At 37.4% G+C, this 25710-nt stretch carries 19 protein-coding genes and 1 pseudogene; 6 read left to right on the top strand and 14 right to left on the bottom strand.

Going from position 1 to position 25710, the window contains the following annotated elements; all coding sequences use genetic code 11:
* Positions 1–56 precede the first annotated feature (56 nt).
* Positions 57–314 carry an acetolactate synthase 2 small subunit gene (gene ilvM / locus H5084_RS14765; RefSeq protein WP_028869021.1) on the bottom strand — a complete coding sequence of 86 codons (258 nt, stop codon included), beginning with the start codon at positions 312–314 and terminating at the stop codon, positions 57–59.
* Positions 311–1957 carry an acetolactate synthase 2 catalytic subunit gene (gene ilvG / locus H5084_RS14770; protein ID WP_182691134.1) on the bottom strand — a complete coding sequence of 549 codons (1647 nt, stop codon included), beginning with the start codon at positions 1955–1957 and terminating at the stop codon, positions 311–313. Before ilvG ends, ilvM begins: the two co-directional genes overlap by 4 nt.
* A gap of 341 nt (positions 1958–2298) precedes the next feature.
* Here ilvG and H5084_RS14775 point away from each other — a divergent pair.
* Positions 2299–2946, top strand: a pseudogene (locus tag H5084_RS14775) (magnesium chelatase domain-containing protein); the annotation flags it as partial.
* A gap of 39 nt (positions 2947–2985) precedes the next feature.
* Here the strand turns inward: H5084_RS14775 and H5084_RS14780 are convergent.
* Complete coding sequence (locus tag H5084_RS14780; RefSeq protein WP_182691138.1) at positions 2986–4374, bottom strand: HEPN domain-containing protein; 1389 nt, start codon at positions 4372–4374, stop codon at positions 2986–2988.
* A 374-nt stretch (positions 4375–4748) separates the two neighbouring features.
* On the opposite strand from H5084_RS14780, the gene H5084_RS14785 reads away from it, so the two are divergent.
* Positions 4749–5933, top strand: coding sequence for a hypothetical protein (locus tag H5084_RS14785; protein ID WP_182691140.1), 1185 nt, complete (start codon positions 4749–4751; stop codon positions 5931–5933).
* A gap of 122 nt (positions 5934–6055) precedes the next feature.
* Here the strand turns inward: H5084_RS14785 and H5084_RS19800 are convergent, their stop codons facing one another.
* From H5084_RS19800 to H5084_RS14800, 4 genes are all read right to left on the bottom strand, one after another.
* Positions 6056–6187 (bottom strand): hypothetical protein, encoded by a 132-nt coding sequence (locus H5084_RS19800; protein WP_259396831.1) that lies wholly within the window; start codon positions 6185–6187, stop codon positions 6056–6058.
* Positions 6180–6326 (bottom strand): hypothetical protein, encoded by a 147-nt coding sequence (locus H5084_RS14790; protein WP_182691142.1) that lies wholly within the window; start codon positions 6324–6326, stop codon positions 6180–6182. Before H5084_RS14790 ends, H5084_RS19800 begins: the two co-directional genes overlap by 8 nt.
* Positions 6310–7062, bottom strand: coding sequence for a hypothetical protein (locus H5084_RS14795; protein WP_182691144.1), 753 nt, complete (start codon positions 7060–7062; stop codon positions 6310–6312). Before H5084_RS14795 ends, H5084_RS14790 begins: the two co-directional genes overlap by 17 nt.
* Positions 7063–7502: 440 nt before the next feature.
* On the bottom strand, positions 7503–9332 hold the full coding sequence (locus H5084_RS14800; protein ID WP_182691146.1) for a recombinase family protein: 1830 nt from the start codon (positions 9330–9332) through the stop codon (positions 7503–7505).
* Between the two features lie 54 nt (positions 9333–9386).
* Between H5084_RS14800 and H5084_RS14805 the strand changes: the two genes are divergently transcribed.
* From H5084_RS14805 to H5084_RS14815, 3 genes are all read left to right on the top strand, one after another.
* On the top strand, positions 9387–10262 hold the full coding sequence (locus tag H5084_RS14805; RefSeq protein ID WP_310735761.1) for an ATP-binding protein: 876 nt from the start codon (positions 9387–9389) through the stop codon (positions 10260–10262).
* 154 nt (positions 10263–10416) lie between these two features.
* Positions 10417–10854 carry a universal stress protein gene (locus tag H5084_RS14810; protein WP_028869018.1) on the top strand — a complete coding sequence of 146 codons (438 nt, stop codon included), beginning with the start codon at positions 10417–10419 and terminating at the stop codon, positions 10852–10854.
* Between the two features lie 203 nt (positions 10855–11057).
* Positions 11058–11960, top strand: a complete 903-nt coding sequence (locus H5084_RS14815) for a LysR substrate-binding domain-containing protein (protein WP_182691150.1) — start codon at positions 11058–11060, stop codon at positions 11958–11960.
* Between the two features lie 183 nt (positions 11961–12143).
* Here H5084_RS14815 and H5084_RS14820 read toward each other — a convergent pair whose 3' ends face one another.
* Positions 12144–12989 (bottom strand): 3-keto-5-aminohexanoate cleavage protein, encoded by an 846-nt coding sequence (locus H5084_RS14820; protein ID WP_220485979.1) that lies wholly within the window; start codon positions 12987–12989, stop codon positions 12144–12146.
* Positions 12990–12991: 2 nt separating this feature from the next.
* Entirely contained in the window at positions 12992–14323 is a 1332-nt protein-coding gene (locus H5084_RS14825; protein ID WP_182691153.1) for an aspartate aminotransferase family protein, read from the bottom strand.
* Between the two features lie 1525 nt (positions 14324–15848).
* Here H5084_RS14825 and H5084_RS14830 point away from each other — a divergent pair.
* A complete protein-coding gene (locus H5084_RS14830) occupies positions 15849–16148 on the top strand; it encodes a hypothetical protein (protein ID WP_182691155.1) in 300 nt (99 codons plus the stop codon).
* A gap of 184 nt (positions 16149–16332) precedes the next feature.
* Here the strand turns inward: H5084_RS14830 and H5084_RS14835 are convergent, their stop codons facing one another.
* From H5084_RS14835 to H5084_RS14855, 5 genes are all read right to left on the bottom strand, one after another.
* The gene (locus tag H5084_RS14835; protein WP_220485980.1) at positions 16333–19173 is read right to left on the bottom strand and encodes a TRAP transporter permease; all 2841 of its coding nucleotides are present in this window, start codon (positions 19171–19173) and stop codon (positions 16333–16335) included.
* Between the two features lie 227 nt (positions 19174–19400).
* A complete protein-coding gene (locus H5084_RS14840; RefSeq protein WP_028868458.1) occupies positions 19401–20366 on the bottom strand; it encodes a TAXI family TRAP transporter solute-binding subunit in 966 nt (321 codons plus the stop codon).
* Positions 20367–21064: 698 nt separating this feature from the next.
* On the bottom strand, positions 21065–21961 hold the full coding sequence (locus H5084_RS14845) for a transporter substrate-binding domain-containing protein (protein ID WP_182691157.1): 897 nt from the start codon (positions 21959–21961) through the stop codon (positions 21065–21067).
* A 393-nt stretch (positions 21962–22354) separates the two neighbouring features.
* Positions 22355–25213 carry a valine--tRNA ligase gene (locus tag H5084_RS14850; RefSeq protein ID WP_182691173.1) on the bottom strand — a complete coding sequence of 953 codons (2859 nt, stop codon included), beginning with the start codon at positions 25211–25213 and terminating at the stop codon, positions 22355–22357.
* The gene (locus H5084_RS14855) at positions 25213–25701 is read right to left on the bottom strand and encodes a DNA polymerase III subunit chi (protein WP_182691159.1); all 489 of its coding nucleotides are present in this window, start codon (positions 25699–25701) and stop codon (positions 25213–25215) included. Before H5084_RS14855 ends, H5084_RS14850 begins: the two co-directional genes overlap by 1 nt.
* Between the last annotated feature and the right edge of the window lie 9 nt (positions 25702–25710).

The following is a 25710-nucleotide window of genomic DNA, read 5'->3' on the forward strand; positions in this document are numbered from 1 at the left end:
ATAAATAAGTGTTAATAGCAGTAAAGCAGATATCCTGTTAAGGCACAATCTGCAATTTACGCTGTTGCTTTGATATTTTTTTCTTGTTGTAAGGTCGCTACTTGCTTGACCCCTACAATTTTTTCAATCTGCTTAGTCAATAAGCTAATGTTTCGCTCACTGGCCACGGTAATCGTAATGTGTAAGGTTTGTTGTGAATTGCCTGTTTCTGCATTGATGTTAGTAGTGGTAAATCCTCTATGACGACAAACTCGCAATAATCGCTCTAAAAACTCTGGGCTATTTTTAGCTTCAATAATTAATAAAGACTTCATTCGATACTCTCCATCATTTTGTCATTAGGTGCACCAGGTGGCACTAACGGCCAAACATTCTCAGCTTCTGAAATTGAAACATGCAATAAATAAGGCCCCTCACTAGTCAATAAACGTTGTAATGCTTGGCTTATTTGCGACTTAGTTTCAATGGTTTCACCTGGGATATCAAAAGCACTCGCTAAGGTCACAAAATCTGGATTATCAGTTAATATGGTTTCACTGAATCGACTGTTAAAAAACAGCTCTTGCCATTGTCGCACCATGCCTAAGCGTTGGTTATCAATCAATAGGATTTTAATCGGTAATTTTTTACGTTTAATGGTACCTAATTCTTGTACGTTCATCATAAATGAACCATCACCAGAAATGGCAATCACCATATCATCAGGTCGAGCAACTTGTGCACCTACCGCAGCAGGGACACCAAATCCCATGGTGCCTAATCCTGAACTGGTAATGTGGTTTTCAGGGCGGTCGACAAACATATGTTGTGCAACCCACATTTGATGCTGCCCTACATCGCTACAAATCACCGTATCACCTGGGATCGACTGAGCAAGCTGACGTAATAATGCTGGCGCAAAAATAGGCTCACCAGGATGGTCATATCGACTCACATGCTTTGCTTTCATTGTCGCTATATGCTTTTTCCAGGGAGTAATATTAGGTTTAATAGTGATCGCGGGCAAAACCTGTTTCAAGTCATCAGTCATTGAAAGGGTTACTTGGCGTAATTTATCTATTTCAGCAGCATCAATATCTAAATGGATCACCTTTGCATTAGGTGCAAACTCATCCAGTTTGCCTGTCACTCGGTCATCGAAACGCGCCCCAATAGCAATTAATAAGTCACACTCTTGAATCGCTAAATTGGATGCTTTACTACCATGCATACCTACCATTCCCATAAAGTAGGGGGAGTGATGAGGAATGCAACCAATTGCTTTTAATGTACAAACACTGGGTATTCTTGTCTGTTCAATAAAGTCTCGCAATTCACTGACTGCATTGGCCATACCAACACCACCACCAACATACAGCAGTGGTTTATTTGATGATTCAATCATCAGTTTAGCTTGTGCAATCAGTCGGTTGTCTAAATAATTATTACTATGAACTAATTTTGCAAGCGTATGTGCAACACTGGGACCGATTTGAATATCTTTAGGTAAGTCGATTAGTACTGGACCAGGCCGACCTGTGGTTGCTATTTCAAAGGCTTGTTCGATAATAGGACCTAGCTGGTCTGCACTTTGTACCATAAAGCTATGTTTGGTGCAGGCTAATGATAAACCAAATACATCAATTTCTTGGAAGGCATCGGTACCAATTAAATTGGTAGGTACTTGCCCGGTGATCGCTATAATAGGAATTGAATCTAATAATGCATCCGCTAAGCCTGTGATCAGATTGGTTGCACCAGGGCCTGACGTGGCGATACATACGCCAACTTTACCCGTTGCTCTAGCATACCCGATTGCTGCCATCGCAGCACCTTGCTCATGGCGGCAAAGTAAGTGTTTAACACCTCCATCATATAGTGCATCGTAGAGCGGCATAATAGCACCGCCAGGGTAGCCAAATACCTGCGTTACGTTTTGTTCTTTTAAAGCGTGTACAACAAAGTTTGCACCATTCATGTGCTCTTCCTGAATTTAATGAAGGTAATCAAAGGCATTCAAAAACTGCCAATTTGAATTTTAAAAAGGGTGCTCTTTATAGCAAAAAAGCGCTTATCAAACAACATTTGTCACATTTTTAAGCAAATTATTGGTAGAACAATCACTTGTTCGCGTTTTGTAGCGCAACCTATTCGATACTGTATTTAATAGATGATCGCGTTTTACTAAATGATGGATTTTGATTGGCGACCGAGTTTTACTGAATGACGGGTTTGATGGTTTACTTAGCTTTGATAGTAACAAAGCTTTAATGGTAAACAGGTTAAAGCGAAAGCTATTGTTTAAAAAAGGAGCACAACATGGCGTTAGCAAGGTTAGTTTGCCGAGCTATTTCAGGCGTAGATGCACCGGAAGTTGAGGTGGAAGTTCATCTAGGTACTGGTTTGCCTGGTTTTTCGTTGGTTGGCTTGCCTGAAACCTCGGTTAAAGAAGCAAAGGACAGAGTACGTAGCGCGATTCTCAATAGCCATTATAAGTTTCCTAGTAAAAGGATTACCGTTAATTTAGCCCCTGCGAACCTGCCTAAAGAAGGAGGGCGTTTCGACTTGGCAATCGCGTTAGGCATTTTAATTGCCTCAGAACAAATTCAATGTTCTGATATTTTGAATTATGAATGTTATGGCGAATTATCGCTGTCCGGTGAATTACGTGGTGTTGATGGCATTATTCCCTGTGCGCTCGCTGCAAAAAAACAACAGCGACAAGTTATAGTTTGTACCGATAATCAACATGAGTGCGCCTTAACCGGGGCTCAAGGTTTTGTTGCACCTCACCTTTTAGATGTGTGCGCTTTTTTACAGCAACAAACAACGTTACAGGCTGTACAGCAAAGTGCGGCACCAGTGAGTAAAGAGAGCGAGGTTGATTTTTCCGATGTGTTGGGTCAGGAACAAGCGAAAAGAGTGTTGGAAGTGGCTGCTGCGGGATCTCATAATTTACTATGGTTATGTCAATTACCTACCCAGTGTATATTCTCCCATTATAAATTAATGTGAGTTTGGATAATCATCTATAAACTTAGGGAGTTTTTTACTAAATCCCATTTCATCAAGTCCATTTTTCTCGAATAGCGAAAATAATTGTATGGAAAGTAATAAGGTAGTAGCGGTAAAACGAACAACATCAAAATCAAATCTATTTTTTAATGGACTCCCGTGAGCAACAGAACTTCTTGCATTGTATAGCTCTGTAGCCTTTCTTCCTGCATCACTATCAGACTCATTAATAATACGAACTCGATCCACAAACATTTTTTTAAACCTATCATTTTCTAAATCATTACTTTTAGAATCCCCCTTAAAATTAACTAATGATTCAATGGCTATGGCAAGCTTAACAATTTTTATTTCAGAATCTTGTTCATCAATTGCGTCGGAAAACCATTTTAGAGAACGTTCTATTATGCTACAAACGGATTTATTGAAATTTACGTTTGACATTACTCTGTCTGGTATACTGAATAAGAGTTTATGTAAATTAGCTTGATCGGAGAAGCTATTGTTAAACATAGCCCAAAATTTTTTATATAAATCATTGTTGTAGCTAAATTTGTAGGAACTGCTTTCTTCAAAAGCCTCTCCTTTTTTAGCTGAGTGAAAATAGTTGAAAAAATGTTGTTTTTGATTTTCAGTTTTGACTATAGGACTTACCCAAGAATTATTCCCACAACGACAACCATATAGTACAAGTAATATGTTTAAAGTGGTATTTTTCGCTCTAATGGCTCTTTCTTCAGAATATTTATAAGAGCTTTTTGTTTTAGATGAAATGCATATGTTGTAATTAGGTTCAAATGCTCTACTAAATAAATATTTTTCCATTTTATTTGTGTCAATTAGCGATTTGTCATTAGCTTCTAAATATATTCTCTCGTTAAGGTTTAAATTGTCATCTAAACCAAGAATATGAACGGGAAACCTAAATTCATATATATCAGATTCATTTTTAACTTTTGATATATGTTCACCAATGACGGTTTTTAATATGTTTTTTTGTTCAGAATCCTCTGGAATTGGGCTGAGGCATACAATTCTATTTATAAAGTCAAATGTTATTTTATCTACTGACGAGGCAATTTCAGAAGGAAGGTAATTCAACTGGTTGCTTTTAGATAAAAATTCGGCAATGTCATTGGTTAATTGCACAGTTCTATTGTTTTTATGAAGCTGTTGAACTGTAGGTATATCATTTTCCTGTCTTTTTTGTATTTCTTCAAACTCTTCTTTGGAAGATGGATTTAATGTTCCTCCTAGCATAAAATCAGAGTTCTTAATATATTGGGTTGGGTCTTTGTTAAAAATGGCTTTTTCTTTAATATACTCTGATATTAATTCATCGAATAAACTATATATTTTTTTTACCACTTGAATACTCATTAAATATACCTTTCCGCATCTTTTTTGATAAGCACAGGATAACAGCTAACTTCATAGTTAACAGCACTTTAAGATAGTTTCTACCTAACAGAGTAGAAGCTTGAAGAAAGTTGCTTTAAATGGTCTTTGACTTTGTGAGCCTTGGCGAGAGTTAAACTTGTTTAACGGGTGAGCTGTGGCGAACGGGTCTGGGGTTTCCCCAGCTTTCGGAGAACACACCAGCTACGTAGTGGCTGTTTTAGTGTGCTAAAACAGTGTTTCTCACAGTTCAAACGCACAGCCTAGAGAGTTTTTTCCACAGTTTTTTTCGTCAGCCTCTTGATTAATATTTTTTATATGATTATTTGAATAATATGAATATAGGAGATTAACTTATGGAGAAAAATTATTGTGCTGTTAATACCAAATATTATAAGAATAATAATGTTGGAGAAATTGATCACGTTTTAAGAAATATGCTTGAAAATATTAATGCTATTGAATGTTTAACAAAAAATAATTTTGGCTATTCTTTCGGTGAAGGTGATATTAAGAGTCATTATGAGGAAAAATTAGAAGAAGCTAGGAATGCTAACAAATTAGCACTTCAAGAGAATAGCAATACATTTATAGATAGTGTTTTAATATTTGATTCTCAAAAATTCAATGAGTGTTTAGAGAATGGAAAACAAGATGAAATTGAACAAGCGACAAAAGATTTTATGTTGGAGTTCAAAGAAAAGTTCGGGTTTGAACCAATCGGTTTTGAATTTCATTTAGATGAAGGAACTACAATTGACGTTGAAAAATTAACGGAATTAGACGAAGACGAAAGAAAAAAATATGTTCCTGTTGAAAATGATGAAGAAGACTTTACGACTGAATATATAAAACAAAATATTCACGCCCACGCAGTTTTTTTAAATTATGATTTTGAAAAAAACAAATCCTGTTTAAGAAATATGAGAAAAAATCATTGGTCGGAAAGTCAAGATATGTTGCATAAACATTTTAAAAAGTTCGGTTTTGATCGAGGGGAAAAGAAACAAACCAATAAAAAAGACCATAAAACAAAAGCTGATTATGTTAGAGAGCTAGAGTTAAAAACTGTTGAGTTGGTTGGAAATCATTCTAAAAATTTGCAAGACCAAGATCAGCTATTGGATCAGATTATCGAACATCAAAACGATTTAGATAGATTTGAAAATCTTGGAAGTTATGCAGAGAAAATAAAAACCTTTGTTGTAGATTTTGCAAGTAAACAAAAGAAACTTACTCAAAAGCTATTGGCTTTGCCTGGTGCTGATAAAATTAAGTCTATGGCTGTAGAAATCTATGAAGCTCTAACGAAAGACACTACACCGCCAGAACAAGAGAATGTTCTTGAAGAAGTTGAAGAATTAGATAAAAAGGAAGAAGTTAATAAGATTGATATTGAAACTCAAAAAGCTGAAAATCTAAAAAAAGAAAAGGAAGTTGAAGATAAGAAAAAGAAAGTTAAGAACATCAAAAATCGTAGAAAACACGGCAGAAAAACACAGTCATACAAACCAAAACCACCTAGACCATCAGAAAATTAGAAACTCGATTTTTTGTTAGAACAGCTCTACCGTTCTAATGAAAAAATGAGTACCAATCTTTTATTGGAGATTTTACGGACTAAAAAAATTAGTAGCACGTACTAACTTTTTTTTACTCAATTTTAATAACCCCAATCATCATTATCTTCATATTCATCTGGTGCATTTATACAACTCCTATGGATACATTTTCCACCTTCATCTAATTCACCATCACACCAAGGGCAAGTTCTTTCTGGTTCGTCTCTACTCATAATTATTATTCTCCTTTTTATTAGTGCGTTTGTTTTCTATTTTAACTTCTTCAATATCATCTTCATTAACTAACCTTATTATTTCAGCTAATGCTTCCTCTCTACTTTTCAAAAAATCAATTTTATACTTTGTGTTCATAATTTTCTCCTTCTATAATTGTAATAGTGCCATCCTCATTAAAAATAACTTCTTTAGCCCCTCGGAGCTTGTAAAGCATTGAAATTGCATCTTTTTTCTTTTCTTCATCTTTTTCATCTTTAATAAATTCAATAATCGCATCTTCATTAATTACTTCTTTTTGCTTTTTGTTATCAATTCCATTTCCGTTATATAATACTGATAATTTTTGAGTGCTACGATTTGCAAAATTATTTTTCCAATCACCTCTACCAAATAAATAAGGATTTAGCTCAAAAACTCCTCTCTGCGGTTTTCCTTCAGCACTATATACAGCCATTAATATTCCCGATTTTTTCAAATCAGATAAAGCAGTAGTTACTTGTTGTAGAGTTGCAAAGCCAACTTCTTTTTGTATTTGTTCTTTGTCATATTTGTTTAATGAAATAATCCAATTGTCATATTTTAAGAACCTTAAAAGTGCAAACAAAACACCTTTACAGCTAGCAGGTGCACCTTTAAGTACAACTACGTCATCAACATATAGTTTTATGAAAGGACGCTCTTGTGGTACTTTTGAGGTTGCTTCTTCGCTGTTATGAACATATCCAAAGTCATCAACGCTAATTTTATTATAAAAAGTGTTTTTGCTCTTTAAAAAATCACTTTCAGAAGCTTTACGGTCTTCAAATATTGATTCTAATTCTTTTCTATTTTTTTTTAATCTTGCACCTGTGTTAACTTTTTTCTTTTCCATATTATTTCTCCTTTTATTTATCTTATGTATTTTTAATATCATTAATATAAGTTTTGTCAACTATATAATATAACTTTATTTTGATACCTTTATATTAACAATAAATACCATTAATATAATTTCTTATCACTATATTAAATAACTTACTTAACTATGTCGGTTGCTTTCAATGTAGTCAAGTTAACTATATCATATAATTAACTTAACTATTAAATGTAGTTAAGTTCGCTATATTGATTTTTATTTTGACGTGGAAATATTCCCCAGATTTAAGTAAAAAATCCAGTTCAGCCTAGTATTGTTTCTATCTATTCTTTTTATAAGGGCTTTTTTAATACTCTTTTGGATGTGTTTTTTGTAGATAATTGGCATTGTTTTTTGTTTTGCAGGGGGGCTTGTCCCCCCTGATACCCCCGAAGATGCCCTAGCGGGCGCTCTGGTTATCCGTTTTGGGTTTTACGTAGTTCATTTTGTAATAATTTACTAGCTTTTTCAATTTGGAATAAGATCTGATTAAATAGTTCAAGTTCCTGTTTTATAATTATTTTACTGATCAACTTATTAATTCTTTTTAAGTAATTATCTATTTTTATAGTTTTTATATCCTTACTCTCATCAATTAGTGTTAAAAAGTTCTTTTGTATATTCCATATCATTTCATCTATTGGTGTCGGTTCACCATTTAAACGCTTATGTGTCATATTATTATTTGGCAATGAACAACCACCAAAGTTATATTGTTCATCAATGATAACGGTATGGACATATTGATCTTTCATCTTGAATAAAATGAAATTGCTATAATCATTAAATAAATATGCCGATTCTATTTTTTTAGATAAATAGCTATTGAAAGTCATTCTGTTGGATGATAATAAAATTGGATCATCTTCTATAATTACATTTCTATATAAGTCTTTATATGTATAATCAGGTTTGAACGTTAAAATTTTGTTTTCAATGTCTTCAATTTCTGATCTGTATTGCTCTATTTCTTTTGATAATTTTCTGATTTTTTCTTTGATAGTGGGGATTGTAAAATCATCTTCTAACAGAAAATTAAGCTGAGATTCTGCTTTTTCGTTAAGATCTTGCAGTTTTGTAAGTCTTAGATTTAACTCTGTTGGTGCTTCAGGCTTAGGCATAAAGCCATTTTCTGTCGTAAGGTGTAATAGCATTAGCTCTAATGAAAGATATTTGTAATGTTTGTTATGAGAGCACTCACCGCCACGCTTTGCATTGGCACAAGTTAGATACTTACCACCTCTTGAACCATCTCCTTTATCTACATATTCAACTTTTCCATCGCAATAGCCACAACGCAAAATATTGCGAAATAAGTTAGAAAACTTGTTTCGGTTAACTTTACCTCGTCCTATAACTCGGCTTTTTCTTGCTATTTGAGCCTTTAGAAATGTTTCTTCATCAATTATCTGTGGATAATAATCTGGGATTGGATCGCCTAACGGCTTGCGCTTTTTATCACCGATCCCGTTATGTTTTCCGATATGTGGCTGATATTCACCTAATACAGATCTATCTGTTAGGATACGTGAGAGGCTTGTCCTAGCCCATAATTTACTTTTAGTTGTTGGGGTAGGGAATTGGGTTAAGTTCTCGTTTAAATGCCTTATGAGCTGAGAAACACCCATTCCATTGATAGATTTATCGTAAATGTATTTTATTATTTTTACTTTATCGCTTTTTATATGAAATTTTGTTCGATCTTCTGATAATTCTAACCAGTGAGGTATTAAAGAAGTCAGCTTTGTAGTATTAATATTTTTTCTTTTTTCGTCCCAGCTTTCTTTTAAACGTTTTTTCTTCGTTGCTGATTCTTCATAAGCTCGGCTCATAACTATGAGACTTGTCATTACGTCTAAAAGTTGAGTTTCACTATCAACATCATCATTTTGGGAATAGAGTTTTTTGTCTTGAAGTGTGTAAATATCGACATAATCAAGCAAGTGTAGGAATTGACGCATAGCCTTATTAATCTTTTTGCGTGATAGCCGATCAAGGTTTTCGACTATTAACAAAGAACCTTTTCCTACTTTACCAACTTCACAATCGGCAATGAACCTTTTAAGATTTTCCTGATCTCCATCCACACCAGAAACACCAAGTTCTTGATAAACTGCTAATTCAGTATCAAGCTCATATCCGTTCTTCTCACAATACGCCTGTGTTGCTGAAAATTGTCGTCTAAAACTATCACCTTTCGCTTGTTGAGGTGATGAGTAGCGTATATATGAGTAAGCTTTTTTCATTGCTAAAATCCGTTTTTATGCTTGTTGGTAGGATAATAGCATAACTAGCTGTTAATTGGTCCTCCGGGAACAGGTAAAAGTATGCTTGCTGAGCGTTTTATGACGCTTTTACCTAATTTAGAAGAGGAACAAGCTTTACAGACCGCTGCGGTTTATTCCGTCTGTGGTAAACAACGTGACGATTGGTTTTTACCTCCTTATCGTGCGCCACATCATAGTGCATCGGCTGTTGCATTAGTTGGAGGCGGAGGGAAGCCTAAGCCGGGAGAAATTTCCTTATCTCACCATGGCGTTTTATTCCTTGACGAACTACCTGAATTCCCAAGGCAAGTGTTGGACAGTTTGCGCCAGCCAATGGAAACACATGACGTAACTATTTCAAGAGCGGCTAACCAAGTTACCTTTCCCGCACATTTTCAACTCATTGCAGCCATGAATCCGAGCCCTTGCGGTCATATATCTGGAAATTTAAGGCGCAGTACGCCGGACCAAATATTACGCTATCTAAATCGTTTGTCAGGCCCTTTTTTAGATCGATTTTCTCTGTCGCTAATGGTGCCATTATTGCCTAAAGGCATGTTGGCGGAATCTCAGCAAGGTGCAAAAAACTTAACTGAAAAGAGCTGTGATGTAAAAGAAAGAGTGTTAAAAGCAAGGCAAATTCAGCTTCAGCGTCAGGGCAAGTTAAACCATTATTTGTCTAGCCAGGAAATCAATGAGTTTTGTATATTAAGCCAGCAAGATGCCTTGTTTTTGGAGCAAGCGATTGAGAAAATGGGCTTGTCGATTCGTGCTTGGCATAGCCTGTTAAAAGTGGCAAGAAGCATTGCCGATCTTCACGCCCAACCTGACATTTCAAAAGCACACTTATGCGAAGCGTTAACATATAGAGCGATGGATCGTTTATTAAAAAGTGTGGCACACGAATAATTAGGGACAAATTTTTCCTTTTCAGTTTTAACAGTAAAAGCTAGTTCAAATTAAACACTTTAGGATCTAACTTTCCCTTTCTATATGGCTGTATTGTTCATATACTTGTTACGTAAAATTCAGATTCTGCTACTCCCAAATAAGAGTAAAAATTATGTATAAAAATATCCTTGTTCCTATCGATTTAAATGAAAAAGGCTTTTCAGATAAAGCTGTGCAACTCGCTATTTGGTATGGTAAAAATACCGATGCCCATATACATCTTTTAACCGTTTTACCAGGCGTGCATATGTCAATGGTTGCGACTTACTTTCCTAAAGATGCAGCACAAAAAATGAAAGCTGATATAAAAACACAGTTGGCTAAATTTGCTGAATCACAAATGAAAGAAAAAATTGATTACACAACCTATGTTGCAGAAGGTAAAGCATATAAAACGATCATCAAATATGCAGAAAAATTGAAAGTAGATTTGATCATTATGCCTAGCCATAAACGTTCAAAGGTAGATAAGGTTATGTTAGGTTCTGTTGCTAGTAAAGTGGTACAAAACTCACCTGTACATGTGTTAGTTGTAAAACCACAAGGTTAAACTTATACCCGTTACCCTTATTTGCTAACAACTAAGATGCTTACCTCATAACTTGCTGAAGAAAGCATCGCGATTGGTAACGGTTATATTACATTAACGAGGTCGTTTATCTTTAATCAGATTGGTGAGCGGCTGAATTTTAATGCTATTTCTTCTTTGCTAATTCCTCTGCCTAACATTAATTGTTCGTATGGTGAAACGTGATGCTTAATGAAGCCAACTTACCCTCAATAAAAGCTTTACGAACCTTTGTTGCCGTTGCTAATAACTTGAGTTTTTCAAAAGCGGCAAAAGAGTTGTTTGTTACTCAAGGTGCTGTGAGTAAACAAATATCCGTGTTAGAACAGCAATTACAACAACCTCTATTCAGTCGGCACCTTAATGGTATTAAATTATCTTCGGCTGGTGAAAGTTATCTCCCTAAAATCATAGAAGCCCTTGAAATAATTCAATATGCAACCACGAGTTTGAACACAAAAGATCATGCCCAAGAAGTACTAACATTAAATGTAACACCTTCATTTGCAAGCTTATGGTTAGTCCCTCGTATTGAAGCGTTCCATCATTTAAATAACAAAATTCAAGTCAGTATCAAAACTGGTGATGGTCCAATCAATCAAACTAACGGCGATAGCGATCTTTCTATTCGTTGCTTACCTATCTCAGCGCATTATGAAAATGCGACTCTATTACGACGTGAATGTCTTGTATTAGTCGCTTCTCCCGAGTTAATGATGAATAATCCGATAACGTGTATTGAAGACATTAAAAAGCAAGCTTTGATCCCACATATCACTCGTCCTCACCTCTGGGAACAATTTAAAAAATACAAAGGGTTAGTTTATAGCAGTCAATATAGTGCCACTGGTTTTGAGCATTTTTATATGTCTTTAGAAGCGGCAAAAGATGGGTTAGGTGTAGCTTTATTACCTGATTTTATGGTCGAAGGCGCGTTACAAAGTGGCGATTTAGTCAACCCGCTTAATTTGTCGATGCAAACCAGTTATGGTTATTATGTTTTTGTGCCTAGTTACAGGCTCTCTTCCAGAAAAATTTATGAATTCAGTCGGTGGTTGAGCCATCGCTTGGGTAAGGATTGTAATTAAAGTAGCTAGGCTAGGTGAAGAAAGCGAAATGAAAAGGTTAAGGGAAAAAGAAAGTACTGAATAACTACACTTTCTTTTTTGTTTTGAAGGTTTTGATTTGAAAATTTTGTTTTGAAGATCGATTTACGCTATTTTGAACAGAGCTAAGCTCATTTAGCTTAGCCTAACTCAGCTTAACCTAGCTTAACTTAACAAGGCTTTACGGAAACTGTGTGCATTATGAAGATCTATATTCAGTAAACTGGTTAACGCTTTAATATCCGTTACTTGTTGTGCATTGCTATGTGCCTTTGCACCATGGCTATTATGCAGGTTATTTTCAAATCCTACTCGAATATCCGCGCCCATTAACATTGCGCTAAATAAGCATTTTTGCTCACTCGGCCCAAAGGCACAAGCCGCCCAGCGTTTTTCACCACTTTCCATTAATTGCAGAAAATCAGGTTGCTTTAAAAAGGGCAATAAGTCTCTAGGTGAAGATAATAAATCTTTATGGTATCGCCCTAAAACAAATAGCAGATGGTGGTTTTTATTCGCTAAGATCCCCTGTTTAACTAAACTAAAATAACGTGTTAAATCTGCAGTCGAATACAAAATATATTGTGCAATCATGCCGCTATCAGCAACCCAATTGAAGAATTTTTCTGCCTCTGGTAAGTAAGAGTCATCGGGAATAAGCTCATTGAGCCCAAACGAAGCAGCTTCAGGCGTTGTTTCTTTGATTAGTTGCATTTGTTGTTGCGGTGTATATTGGCCAATTGCTTCAGTGGTTAGCTGCACGATCACACTGTCACCAACCGCGGCTTTGACTGCCTCTTGAGTTAATAGATTATCGTCAATCGCCAAAGAATGTAGGCCATTTTTATCCCTTGCGTGTAAATGCACCATGGCTGCACCTGCATCTCGGCATGCAATTACGTCAGCAACGATTTCTGCGGTCGTTATTGGCAAAGCAGGATGATCCTGTTTGGTTTTTCTTGCGCCATTAGGGGCAACAATAATCGCTACTTTATCATTGATAGTTTGCATATTTATACCCATCCCTTAGCTGCTTCAATTAAAGCAGAGGTTAATTTACTGACTAATTCATCAAGCTGTTCATCATTAATAATAAAAGGTGGCGCAATTAAAATATGATGACCTTGTTTCCCGTCTATAGTCCCCGCCATTGGATAACACATTAAGCCATGTTGCATTGCAATGTTCTTCACTTTTTTATTCGCTTCAGTACTGCTTGCTAATGGTTTTTTTGTAGACTTATCTGCGACTAATTCAACGCCTAAAAAGAGTCCTCGTCCTCTTATATCACCGACATAAGGTAAAGACTGAAGTGCCATCTGAAGCTTGTTTTTTAGCTTCTTACCTTGTTCGCTCACCCTCTCTAATAAATGTTCATCTAGAATAGTGTTGATAGTTGCTAAGGCTGATGCGCATGCCATCGGGTGGGCCATAAAGGTATGACCATGTTGAAAAAAACCACTGCCATTAGCGATAGCATCATAAATCTTACTGCTTGCAACCACTGCGCCGATAGGTTGGTAACCTGCGCCTAGTCCTTTGGCCATGGTCACTAAGTCTGGAATTATTTTATCTTGTTCAAATGCATAAAAGGTACCCGTGCGGCCAATGCCACACATCACTTCATCAAGAATTAAAAGTACATCATATTGGTCACAAATTTCACGTATACGTTTAAAGTAACCTTCCGTTGCTGGCACGGCACCTGTGGTTGCTCCGACCACTGGCTCGGCGACAAATGCCATCACATTGTCAGCTCCAACTTCAAGTATCTTTATCTCTAGCTCATTGGCTACGCGTATTGAATAGTCTAGCTCTGTTTCATTCTCTCTTTGATCTCGATAGGCGTAACAAGGGGAGATATGATGAACCGATGAAAGTAAGGGTCTAAAAGGTTCCTTGCGCCATTCGTTACCACCAACAGCTAATGCGCCTAAAGTATTACCATGATAACTTTGTCGTCTCGCAATGAACTGTGTTTTTTGTGGTTTTCCTATTTCAACAAAATACTGTCGAGCCATCTTCAATGCCGACTCTACTGCTTCTGAACCACCGCTTACAAAATAAACATGATTGAGAGGATCAGGCGCTAAGTCTGTTAATATTGTAGCGAGATCTTCACTTGCTTGGTTGGTAAAAAAACCTGTATGCGCGAACGGTATTGCATCGAGTTGTTGTTTAATCGCATCTTTAACTGCGGTGTGGTTATGCCCTAAATTAGATACAGCAGCGCCTCCACAACCATCTAAATATTGTTTACCTTCAGTATCAAATAAATAAACCCCTTCGCCCGAAGCAATAGAAGGAAGTTTGGCATGGCAGTGGCGATGAAATACATGTGTCATTAGCGGATAACCCTTGTTGTATATATCCAATTACCTGAGCAAGTAAGTATCCGCAGGTTGCTTGGTTATAAAAGAAAGTAATCCTGATTTTGGTCTATTTTTATTAAACAGACAAAGTAATTAAAGTGAAGGGGTATGAGTAATTGGAATAGTAAGCAGAGCTGCTACTATTAAAGAAAGTAACTGCTAGTGATACTCACGTTGTCTCGATAATCACAAAAGATAAAAAGCTCAATATGGTTACATCATTATCAGCTTTCTTTTCAGATAAGATAAAGACGTGTCGCCGACAGGGCGAAATCACAGTTAATAATTATCAAACTGCCTCGACGAGCGCAGACGAGCTGACTTTCTCACTGTAAGTAGCCACGACGAGCGCAGGCGAGCTAAAACCCCAAGCAAACTGGCAGACATATAGCTAAGCTACAATAAAACATCAACTCATCGTGGACGTGCAACACCACCGTAAAGTTTTCCCAAGTCATCAACTACTTTTAGCAAAACCAAACAGGACGTTTGGCTTAAGTTCATTCAGCACAAGGATGTGCTGTATGAACTGGTGCGTTATAAAAGGAGTTTATTACTTGGATCAGAAAACGAATCGGTGTCAGTCTCTTTGCCGCCTTTCTCTTCTGATAAGAGAAAGACGTGTCGCCGACAAGGCGAAATCACAGTTAATAATGATCAAACGGCCACGACGAGCGCAGACGAGCTGACTTTCTCACTGTAAGTAGCCACGACGAGCGCAGGCGAGCTAAAACCCCAAGCAAACTGGCAGACATATAGCTAAGCCACAATAAAACATCAACTCATCGTGGACGTGCAACACCACCGTAAAGTTTTCCCAAGTCATCAACTCCTTTTAGCAAAACCAAACAGGACGTTTGGCTTAAGTTCATTCAGCACAAGGATGTACTGTATGAACTGGTGCGTTATAAAAGGATTTTATTACTTGGATTAGAAAACGATCCGGTGTCAGTTTCTTTGCCTACTTTCTTTTCTGATAAAAGAAAGTAGGGTCGCCGCAAGGGCGAAACCAACGTTAATAATGATCAAACTGCATCGACGAGCGCAGACGAGCCAAGTACCAACAAACTTCACCAAAACAATCACTTACCATCCCTACTCAGAACTGATAAAACTACCATGATAAAAAATCACTCAATGTGGCTACAACATGCCCACCGCAAAGTTTTCCCAAGCTAAACTGGCAATTTTAGCAATCGCAAACAGGACGTTTGCGATAATGTCAGAATGGCCACGGACGGCCATCCTGAAATGGTGCGTTTAAAATGCTGGTTTAGATTGGATCTGAAAACGATCCGGTGTCAGTCTCTTTGCCGCCTTTCTCTTCTGATAAGAAAAAGGCGTGTCGCCGACAGGGCGAAATCACAGTTAATAATTATCAAACTGCCTCGACGAACACAGACGAGCTGAAACTTAAAGTAAACTGGCATACATATAGCTAAGCCACAATAAAACATCAACTCATTGTGGACGTGCAACACCACCGTAAAGTTTTCCCATGTCATCAACTTCTTTTAGCAAAACCAAACAGGACGTTTGGCTTAAGTTCATTCAGCACAAGGATGTGCTGTATGAACTGGTGCGTTATAAAAGGAGTTTATTACTTGGATCAGAAAACGATCCGGTGTCAGTCTCTTTGCCGCCTTTCTCTTCTGATAAGAGAAAGGAGTGTCGCCGACAAGGCGAAATCACAGTTAATAATTATCAAGCTGCCTCGACGAGCACAGACGAGCTGAAGCTTAAAGCAAACTCATACAAAAAATACGATTTCCACACAGAAGATGTGGAACGAGAATAATATAAATTTACGAATACAAATAAGTTAAACTTTAAATATGACTCCACTAAAACAAAAAAGCCTTGATTGGCAATGGCAATCAAGGCTTTTAAATATGAAGAAGCTATTAACATAAATACTTGTATTAAGCGCTTAGATTCAAGTGCAGGTAGTCAGAAAATAGGCCATAAAAATGACCTATCACTTATACATTAATACTCTTTGTTTCAGGTGTCGTATCGGCTTCTAAATCGCGACGTCTACGTTGTATAACGACAATAAATCCTAATAAGAGTAGTGCTGGAATATAGAACCACTCTTTACTTGGACGTTCAGCCGGAATACCTACATCAACAATGATTTGGTCAAAATCGAAGCCGGCTTTTTCAGCTGTACTATCAAATCCAACACCATCAACCATTATTGAACCGTCATCTTGAGCGAGTAACTCTAATCCATAGTCTTCCAGACGATCTTCGCCTGTTTCGCCTTCACCTACGGTCATTAACATAGTTAATGTCACTGGGTCACCGACATCATTTTGGCCATTAACTAAAATACGAAGCTCTGTACCGGGGGCTACTTCGGCCATTGAAGAGACTAATTCACTGCCTGCATGCTCTTCATATGGTGGAACAACATAATCCATCCAGAAGCCTGGACGGAATAATGTAAACGCAATGATAATTAGTGCAAAAGACTCCCATATTTTAGACTTCGCCATGAAGTAACCTTGAGTACCCGCAGTAAATATAAGCATTGCCATGGTGGCGGTAATGAATATAAATATGCCCTGTATAAAGTTAATATCGATTAACAATAAGTCAGTATTGAAAATAAATAGGAAAGGTAACAACGCTGTACGCAGTGAATAGAAGAAGGCAATAAAGCCGGTCTTCATTGGATCCCCTCCTGATACGGCAGCAGCAGCAAAGGATGCAAGCCCTACGGGGGGAGTTACATCGGCCATAATACCAAAGTAAAACACAAACATATGCACCGCAATTAACGGAACAATAAGTCCATTTTGCTGGCCAAGGCTAACAATAACCGGAGCAAGTAATGACGATACAACAATGTAGTTTGCTGTGGTTGGTAAGCCCATTCCTAGTATTAAACTAAGCACTGCTGTCCAAAGCAGCATTAGCATAATATGGCCCATCGAGAGGTACTCTACTAGCGCAGCTAATTTTAAACCAACGCCAGTTTGCGATACAGCTCCAACGATAATACCCGCAGCCGCTGTAGCAATAGCGATACCAATCATGTTTCGCGCGCCCATGATCAAACCATCAGTTAACTCATTGAAACCAAGTTTAAATTTATTACTTGTGTCGGCCTTACGATAAAAAGCAAATAGGAAACGTTGCGTTAGAAGAATAAATATCATCAAGGTTGTTGCATAAAATGCAGAAAGCCCTGGCGAATTACGCTCGATCATTAAACACCAGATCAAAACGACAACGGGTAGTAAAAAGTGTAACCCTGATTTCACCGTAGGACCTGTTTCTGGCAATGTTAATACCGGTGAGTTCGGATCGTCCATCACTAGGTCTGGGTAAGCGGAACTAATTTTTGCAAGTATCAGGTAGGCAACAAGAACTAAAGCAGAGACAACCCAGACCATTATTTCTGAGTCGACATTCTCTTTTAATGTATTAATTAAAAAGAACAGTGCAAAAGCACCAATCACTATATTACCTAATACAATCGCGCCCGTTGAAATCGTTTTGGCAATTTTTTCTTCGCTGACTTTCGCTTTGACGGCTTTTAAAACACCGTACTGTATTGCGATCACAGCAACCACTGCAGCAAGACGAGCTTGAGGGGTTGCGAGCAAGTGATAAAGCTCAGATAAGTAAAAGGCTCCACCAGCTAATGCAATAATTGGCAGCAGTGTCATTGCCCAAGATATCAACACATCTTTAACTGTTTTACCGCTATCTTCTCGAGTCAAACCTTGCATGTTTAATTTCATCGCTTCTAAATGAACGATATAAACTAAAGCAATATAAGAAATAATAGCCGGTAAAAAGGCATGTTTAACCACATCAAAATACGGAATATTGACATACTCCACCATTAAGAAGGCAGCTGCACCCATCACAGGTGGCATTATTTGACCATTTACAGAAGAGGCAACTTCAATTGCTCCCGCTTTTTCTGAAGAGAAACCTACTCGTTTCATCATTGGAATTGTAAAGGTACCTGTTGTTACCACGTTTGCAATCGATGAACCTGATATAAGTCCGGTCATGCCTGATGCTACAACTGCAGCTTTTGCTGGCCCACCACGAAGGTGCCCCATTAATGAAAAAGCAACTTTAATAAAGTAGTTACCTGCGCCAGCGCGATCTAATAAAGCGCCGAATAATACAAATAGGAATACAAGGTCGGTGGATACACCTAAAGCAATACCAAAAACACCTTCAGAGAATAACCATTGATGATCCATTATTCCACCAAAAGTAGAGCCTTTCCAGGCAATAAGTCCCGGTGCGTAAGGGCCTAAAAAGGTATAACAAAGGAAGACCATTGCAACCACCATTAATGGTGGACCAAGGGCACGCCTTGTTGCTTCTAGTAATATCAACATACCGGCTATGGCAACGGCAATATCGAAAGGTTTTGGTGCGCTAGGACGATTACTTAAACGCATACCAAAAAGGCTTTCTGCCAACGCAGAGTCGGCTAAAAACGGATAAAGTGCACATAAGCAGCCCAAACCTGCCAACAGCCAGTCAGCCATTGGAATATGGTCGCGAGGGGAGTTTTTAAAGGCTGGGTAGGCTAGAAAACCAAGAAATAAAGCAAAGCCTAAATGAATAGAGCGCGCCTCACTACTTGAGAAAACACCCCAACCAATAGTAAAGGGAAGTGGTGATGCTATCCAAATTTGAAATAGTGACCAGACGAGTGCAACGCCCGCCATTAGCTTTAATACGTTATTATTGGTCGGATTTCGTCCGCCTGTATCGTTAGAAGCAACAAGATCTTGTAAATCTTCATCACTCATTTGTGTGTCACTGGGACTGTGTTGATTCATAGTGAATGTCCTATCTAAAATACAGTGTAATGTTTGATGGTATTGTTTGTCGGTATTGTGGTTATTTATACCCAAACAACATTCATTTTTATTGTTTGATTAAGCTAGCTTTTTGATTAAGCTAGCTTTTTGATTAAATGAAAATGGCTTGGGTATATTCGCTTTTAAAACGAACAAAGCAGAAGTCACAAACTTCTGCTTTGAGGTTACTATATTAACTTAACGGATTACATCCAACCACGTTCTTTGTAGTAACGAACAGCGCCATCATGTAAAGGTGCTGATAAGTTTTTACTGATCATGTCACTCTCTTTTAGGTGAGCAAAAGCAGGGTGCATTTTCTTAAAGCGTTTAAAGTTTTCAAATACAGATTTCACCATTTGGTAAATTGTTTCAGAGTCTGTTTTTGTTGAACTTACAAATGTTGCTGCTACACCAAATGTTGTTGTATCTGTATCAGTTCCTTTATACATGCCACCTGGGATAGATGTCATTGCATAATATGGATTATCAGCAGCTAGTTTTTGTGCTTCAGCATTATCAACAGGGATTAAGATAGCATCACAAGAAGTAGTTGCTTCTTTGATTGAACCGTTTGGATGGCCCGCTGTAAAGATAATTGCATCAACTTTACTATCACATAAAGCTGCGGCTTGTTCTGATGATTTAAGTTCTGAAGCAACAGCGAAATCGTCCATTGTCCAGCCCATTTTACCCATCAATACTTCCATTGTTCCGCGTTGGCCAGAACCTGGATTACCGACATTTACTTTTTTACCTTTTAGGTCTGCAAATGTTTTGATACCAGAGTCTGCACGAGCAACAACCGTGAACGGTTCAGCATGTACTGAGAATACTGAACGTAATTCTTTAAAAGCACCGTTAGGGAATTGCTCTGGCGCTGTGCCATTGTAACCATGGTATTGCCAATCTGATTGCGCAACACCCATATCTAAGTCACCAGAACGCAGACCATTGATATTTGTTACAGAACCACCTGTTTTATGTGTACAGTTGATTTCATGCTCAGCAGATCCTTTATTTACTAAGCGACAAATTGCACCACCCACTTGATAATAAACACCTGTTTGGCCGCCTGTGCCAATTACAACATGTTTAGTTTCAGCGATTGCTGATGTGGCCATTAGGGTCGCGCCAGCAATTGCTGTAAGCGCTAGTTTTTTTATAAACATATATAAGTTCCTTTGTTTAATTTATTTAATATTTTGTTTAAGCTTGTTATGTATACAGTAAATTTATCAGTAAAACGAAACTAATACTTTAATGTGCGATCTACTTTGAAAACATCTACTTTTAATTAGAAGCAATACTCTTGAATATTACATTTCCAGATAAAATCAAAATTGCTCACTTAATTTCCGTCATACTACTTCTATTAATGAACAAATAAGCTGTGGGAAAATTGCTTAACATTTAACCGATTAAAATAATTTATCTCTTTGTGTGTTACTTATTTTCACGTGCTTGAAATTTATTTAATTAATCAATAGGTTGGAGAGTTTATCATATTAACTTAGGTTGCCTAAAGATCATAAATAAAAATTAAGCAAAATTTACGCCATTAACATAAATTTATTTTAAAACAGTTAGATAGAAAGATTTTCACTATATCATAGTTATTTTTTTATCGATAATGAAGAAAATAGATGCATTAACATGATATGGCGCACTTTTACGGTGCACTGAAAGCGGATAAATTAGCCAATATATAGGATCTTAAATTCAACCAGTAAGTACAATCAAATTTTATTGCTATTGTTGATGCTGGAGTGGTTATTATTACTGATGCCTTAGAGTTTATAACCAAGGTATGACAGTCATTGATCGTAATGATTGATCTGATAACAAGGTATTACTGATGCCGTAGAGTTTATAACCAAGGTATGACCGTCATCGATTGTAATGATTGATCTGATATCAATGTATTATCGAGGTAGAGAATTTTACGACTATATAAATGCAGCTTGTTAAGACGATCCTTGTAGTAATGATCTAATAGTTTGGTTAATGTGCCATTTTCTTGTAAGCGTCTTAACCCTATTGTTAGTCTTTCTGCTAATTCAGGGCGTTGTTCATTGACGAAAAAAAAGGTCAAATAGGGGTAGTGTATTAATAAGCTATTTTCAATCGCAAAGCGTGCATTCGAGTGCTGGGCATATTCATCATTTATCTCATTGACACCACGTAAGAAGCAATCAAAACGTTGCTTATTTAATTGCTCAAACAATAAAGAATATTTATGGGTAGTGCTTACTTTTAACCCATTGTTTCTTAATATTATACTGTCGGGCCAATCTTGATGTTGCCCTATGGTTAAACCTTGGTCAATAAAGTCTTGTATGTCATTAATATTAGAAAATTTATATTGGTTATTTTCTTTAATTAAACATAATCGATATCCCATTAGCCCGCCAATGAGAGGAATGCGAATAGGAATTGCGCGTTCCTCACGTTCTGCAGTCGTAGGGAAATACGCTATATCTAGTTTACCTTTATATTCCTTAGATAATTTTTTAACGGCTCGCCCTTGTTCCATTTGCATGGAGGGAATAATTTCATAGTCACCGTATTCATCACGGGTAATATCAAGTGCTCTTGTTAACGTGTCCATAATGATCGCAGAAGGATTATCGATGGTATGACGCCAAACGATAATTTTTTCTGGAGGTAGCAAATGTTGTCGTTGATCTTGAGCACTAACCAATGAAGGAAAAATTCCCAATAACAATATCAGTATAGACAACATAAAGTGTTTTAGATTATGCATAATAATATCATTAAAATTCTAGTAGGGTGGTCAAGGAAGAAGCAGTGTAGGGGAATTTTTATGGCTGAGCTTTATATATTTAATGGTTTGTTAAATAAATGCTAAGGTTTTGATTTTATTTCTTTTATTTGTTTTTTTTATGATTAATATTATCTTTTTTATTATGCAGTGTAGGGCAAGCTCAATCATAAAGCGCCAAGGTAATTTAAAACTTAAAACTTAAAACTTAAAACTTAAAACTTAAAACTTTAAGTAGGCAAACCTGTTTCGAAATAAAATTCTGTATAAATAAGGACTACTATAAAAAGTAGCGGCATAAAAAAGGGAACTTGAAATAAGCTCCCTTTTTATTATTTATGTTGAATCAATATTATTGGATGATAGCGATTAGTATTATAACGCTTTAATAGTCTCAATTTGTGCATTCAACTTGTCACAGGTTGTTTGGTATTCAGCCTGCTTTGCTTTTTCTTTAATAATAACCGCTTCAGGTGCATTACTAACAAAACGCTCGTTACTGAGTTTTCCTGATACTTTATCTAACTCTTTTTTAGCTTTTTCAAGCTGTTTCGCTAAACGCGCTAGCTCTGCTTCCGCATCTATCAATCCAGCCATCGGAATTAACAGCTCTAATTCACCAACTAGTGCCGTAACTGAAGCTGGCGTTTCTTTGCCTTCCGCAACAAAGGTAACGGTTTCTAATTTAGCTAACGCACCCAAGAAAGCTTCGTTATCGGCAAAACGACGCGTGTCTTCAGCGCTTGCATTTTTCACTAACACGTTAAGCGGAACTTTCGGGCTAATATCCATTTCACCACGAATGTTACGCACTGCATCAATCACTTGCTTAACCCACTCTAGGTCTGCAACCGCTTGTTCATCAACTTGTGTGGCATCATATTCTGGGTAAGCTTCAAGCATGATGGTATCACCACCTTGACCTGTGATGGCTTTAACACGTTGCCAAATCTCTTCGGTCATAAACGGTAGCATTGGGTGTGCAACACGTAATAACGTTTCTAATACATTAATTAAAGTATTACGTGTACCACGTTGCTCCTCTTCACTCCCTTTGAATAAAACAGGTTTGGTTAATTCTAAGTACCAACCACAGAATTCATTCCAGATAAAATCGTATAAAATATTTGCTGCGATATCGAAACGATAGGTATCTAATGCTTGACGGAATTCTTTGATCATATTTTGTAATTGACCTTGGATCCAACGATCTGCAAGGCTAAATTGCATTGCTTTGTTCTCACCAAAACCAAAATCTTGTTCTTCTGCATCCATTAATACATAACGGCTTGCGTTCCATAACTTGTTACAGAAGTTACGGTAACCTTCAAGACGATTCATATCCCAGTTGATATCTCGACCCGTTGATGCCATTGCCGCTAGAGTGAAACGAAGTGCATCGGTACCATGTGCTTCAATACCGTTAGCGAAGGTTTTACGCGTGTCTTTTTCAATTTTCTTAGCAAGTTGTGGTTGCATCATGTTGCCAGTACGCTTAGTCACTAGGCTTTCTAGATCTAACCCGTCAATCATATCTAAAGGATCTAATACGTTACCTTTAGATTTAGACATCTTATCGCCATTCTCATCGCGAATTAGGCCTGTTACATAAACCGTTTTAAAAGGTACTTGTGGTGTACCATCTTCATTCTTCATAAAGTGCATGGTCATCATGATCATACGTGCAACCCAGAAGAAGATGATGTCAAAACCGGTTACTAATACATCAGTAGAGTGGAAGGTTTTAAGATCCATGGTTTGGTTTGGCCAGCCGAGTGTTGAGAACGTCCAAAGACCTGAAGAGAACCACGTATCTAATACGTCATCATCTTGGATTAAAACAACACTATCATCTAAGTTATGTTCAGCACGAACCGCGGCTTCATCATGACCAACATAAACTTTACCTGTTTCGTCATACCAAGCTGGAATACGATGTCCCCACCATAATTGACGTGAAACACACCAATCATTTAGGTCATTCATCCATGAGTTGTACATATTTTCATATTGCTGCGGTACAAATTTAATATCACCATTAGCAACTGCTTCTGTTGCTGTCTTAGCAAGAGGTGCAACACGTACATACCATTGGTCCGTTAGCATTGGCTCAATAACAACACCACCTCGGTCACCATAAGGCACGGTTAAATCGTGGTCTTTAACTTCTTCTAATAAACCTAACGCATCTAATTCACTAACTACTAACTTACGCGCTACTTCACGTGTTAAGCCTTGGAATTGTGCTGGAATATCCGCTGAGTAATCATCACTCTTTTCGCCATTAGTATTAAATACTTCTGCACTTTCACGGATACAGGCTTCAAACGTTAATACATTGATCATCGGTAGTTTGTTACGTTTACCTACTTCATAGTCATTAAAGTCATGAGCTGGTGTGATTTTCACACAACCGGTGCCTTTTTCCATATCGGCGTGGTCGTCACCAATAATTGGGATTTCACGATTAACGAAAGGCAATAAAATAGTTTGACCGATAAGGTCTTTATAACGTGGATCTTCAGGATTAACAGCAACACCCGTATCGCCTAATACTGTCTCTGGGCGAGTGGTTGCGACTACGATGTAGTCTTTACCATCGGCTGTTTTTACGCCATTTGCTAACGGGTAGCGGAAATGCCACATAAACCCTTTAACATCTTTATTTTCTACTTCTAAATCTGAAATCGCAGTTTGTAATTTAGGATCCCAGTTAACCAGGCGTTTACCACGGTAAATAAGATCATCATTGTACAAATCAACAAAGGTCTTTTTAACCGCTTCAGAAAGGCCATCATCCATGGTAAAGCGTTCACGATCCCAATCAACAGATGTACCTAAACGGCGCATTTGACGTGAAATGTTACCACCCGATTCAGCTTTCCAATCCCAGATTTTCTCGATAAAAGTTTCACGACCTAATTCTTTACGTGTTTGACCTGTCTCAGCGAAAAGTTTACGCTCAACAACCATTTGTGTTGCAATACCTGCATGGTCTGTGCCCATTTGCCATAAGGTATTTTTACCTTGCATACGCTGATAACGGATCAAGGTATCCATGATCGTATCTTGGAAAGCATGTCCCATGTGTAAACTACCGGTAACATTTGGCGGCGGGATCATGATACAGAAGCTCTCTTTATCAGTATCACCATGTGGTTTGAAATAACCTTTCTCTTCCCATGTTTGGTAATTTTTTTGCTCAATAGCACTCGGGTTGTATGTCTTTTCCATCATTTATCTTCTGTCTGGTTAGTTGACTCTTGAGATGCAGTTAACACATCTTGAGTAGATAGGGTGTGGCCTAATTTTTTATAAGCACTGTAGCGCACGCGCGCGTTAATTTTCAACTGTTCTTGTGCGGGCACAAAATCAATAATTTGTTGGAAGTTTAGATTAAACTCCGGAATATTTTGGCTGAGATTAATCAACACCGCACGCGGGTGTTGTGGTGCTAACCAACTAATTTCAACCGGAGAGCCATATCGAGGGCCTTCACCCACTAAATTGTGTGGCACAAAACTATCGCCATCAAATTGCCACAAATACTCATCAACAGTAAATGCATCCTGCTGGTTTTCAGTATAAATAAATACTTTTTTATTCTGCTGGTAATAATAAGCCGCGAGCTGACAAGCTTGCACAAAATGTGCTGGCAAACTTGCATCAGCTGTTGCCGAAAGACCATCTTCTGAATGTATATAAAAGAGGACTTGGCTCATTATAAATCC

The sequence above is a fragment of the Psychromonas sp. SR45-3 genome, assembly GCF_014163575.1.
Taxonomy (GTDB): Bacteria; Pseudomonadota; Gammaproteobacteria; order Enterobacterales; family Psychromonadaceae; genus Psychromonas; species Psychromonas arctica.

What these genes read in the sequence shown, in the direction of transcription:
- ilvM (WP_028869021.1), bottom strand. Translation starts at nt 314, where the DNA reads ATGAAGTCTTTATTAATTATTGAAGCTAAAAATAGCCCAGAGTTTTTA.
- ilvG (WP_182691134.1), bottom strand. Translation starts at nt 1,957, where the DNA reads ATGAATGGTGCAAACTTTGTTGTACACGCTTTAAAAGAACAAAACGTA.
- H5084_RS14780 (WP_182691138.1), bottom strand. Translation starts at nt 4,374, where the DNA reads ATGAGTATTCAAGTGGTAAAAAAAATATATAGTTTATTCGATGAATTA.
- H5084_RS14785 (WP_182691140.1), top strand. Translation starts at nt 4,749, where the DNA reads ATGGAGAAAAATTATTGTGCTGTTAATACCAAATATTATAAGAATAAT.
- H5084_RS19800 (WP_259396831.1), bottom strand. Translation starts at nt 6,187, where the DNA reads ATGAGTAGAGACGAACCAGAAAGAACTTGCCCTTGGTGTGATGGTGAA.
- H5084_RS14790 (WP_182691142.1), bottom strand. Translation starts at nt 6,326, where the DNA reads ATGAACACAAAGTATAAAATTGATTTTTTGAAAAGTAGAGAGGAAGCA.
- H5084_RS14795 (WP_182691144.1), bottom strand. Translation starts at nt 7,062, where the DNA reads ATGGAAAAGAAAAAAGTTAACACAGGTGCAAGATTAAAAAAAAATAGA.
- H5084_RS14800 (WP_182691146.1), bottom strand. Translation starts at nt 9,332, where the DNA reads ATGAAAAAAGCTTACTCATATATACGCTACTCATCACCTCAACAAGCG.
- H5084_RS14810 (WP_028869018.1), top strand. Translation starts at nt 10,417, where the DNA reads ATGTATAAAAATATCCTTGTTCCTATCGATTTAAATGAAAAAGGCTTT.
- H5084_RS14815 (WP_182691150.1), top strand. Translation starts at nt 11,058, where the DNA reads ATGCTTAATGAAGCCAACTTACCCTCAATAAAAGCTTTACGAACCTTT.
- H5084_RS14820 (WP_220485979.1), bottom strand. Translation starts at nt 12,989, where the DNA reads ATGCAAACTATCAATGATAAAGTAGCGATTATTGTTGCCCCTAATGGC.
- H5084_RS14825 (WP_182691153.1), bottom strand. Translation starts at nt 14,323, where the DNA reads ATGACACATGTATTTCATCGCCACTGCCATGCCAAACTTCCTTCTATT.
- H5084_RS14830 (WP_182691155.1), top strand. Translation starts at nt 15,849, where the DNA reads ATGTCATCAACTTCTTTTAGCAAAACCAAACAGGACGTTTGGCTTAAG.
- H5084_RS14835 (WP_220485980.1), bottom strand. Translation starts at nt 19,173, where the DNA reads ATGAATCAACACAGTCCCAGTGACACACAAATGAGTGATGAAGATTTA.
- H5084_RS14840 (WP_028868458.1), bottom strand. Translation starts at nt 20,366, where the DNA reads ATGTTTATAAAAAAACTAGCGCTTACAGCAATTGCTGGCGCGACCCTA.
- H5084_RS14845 (WP_182691157.1), bottom strand. Translation starts at nt 21,961, where the DNA reads ATGCATAATCTAAAACACTTTATGTTGTCTATACTGATATTGTTATTG.
- H5084_RS14850 (WP_182691173.1), bottom strand. Translation starts at nt 25,213, where the DNA reads ATGGAAAAGACATACAACCCGAGTGCTATTGAGCAAAAAAATTACCAA.
- H5084_RS14855 (WP_182691159.1), bottom strand. Translation starts at nt 25,701, where the DNA reads ATGAGCCAAGTCCTCTTTTATATACATTCAGAAGATGGTCTTTCGGCA.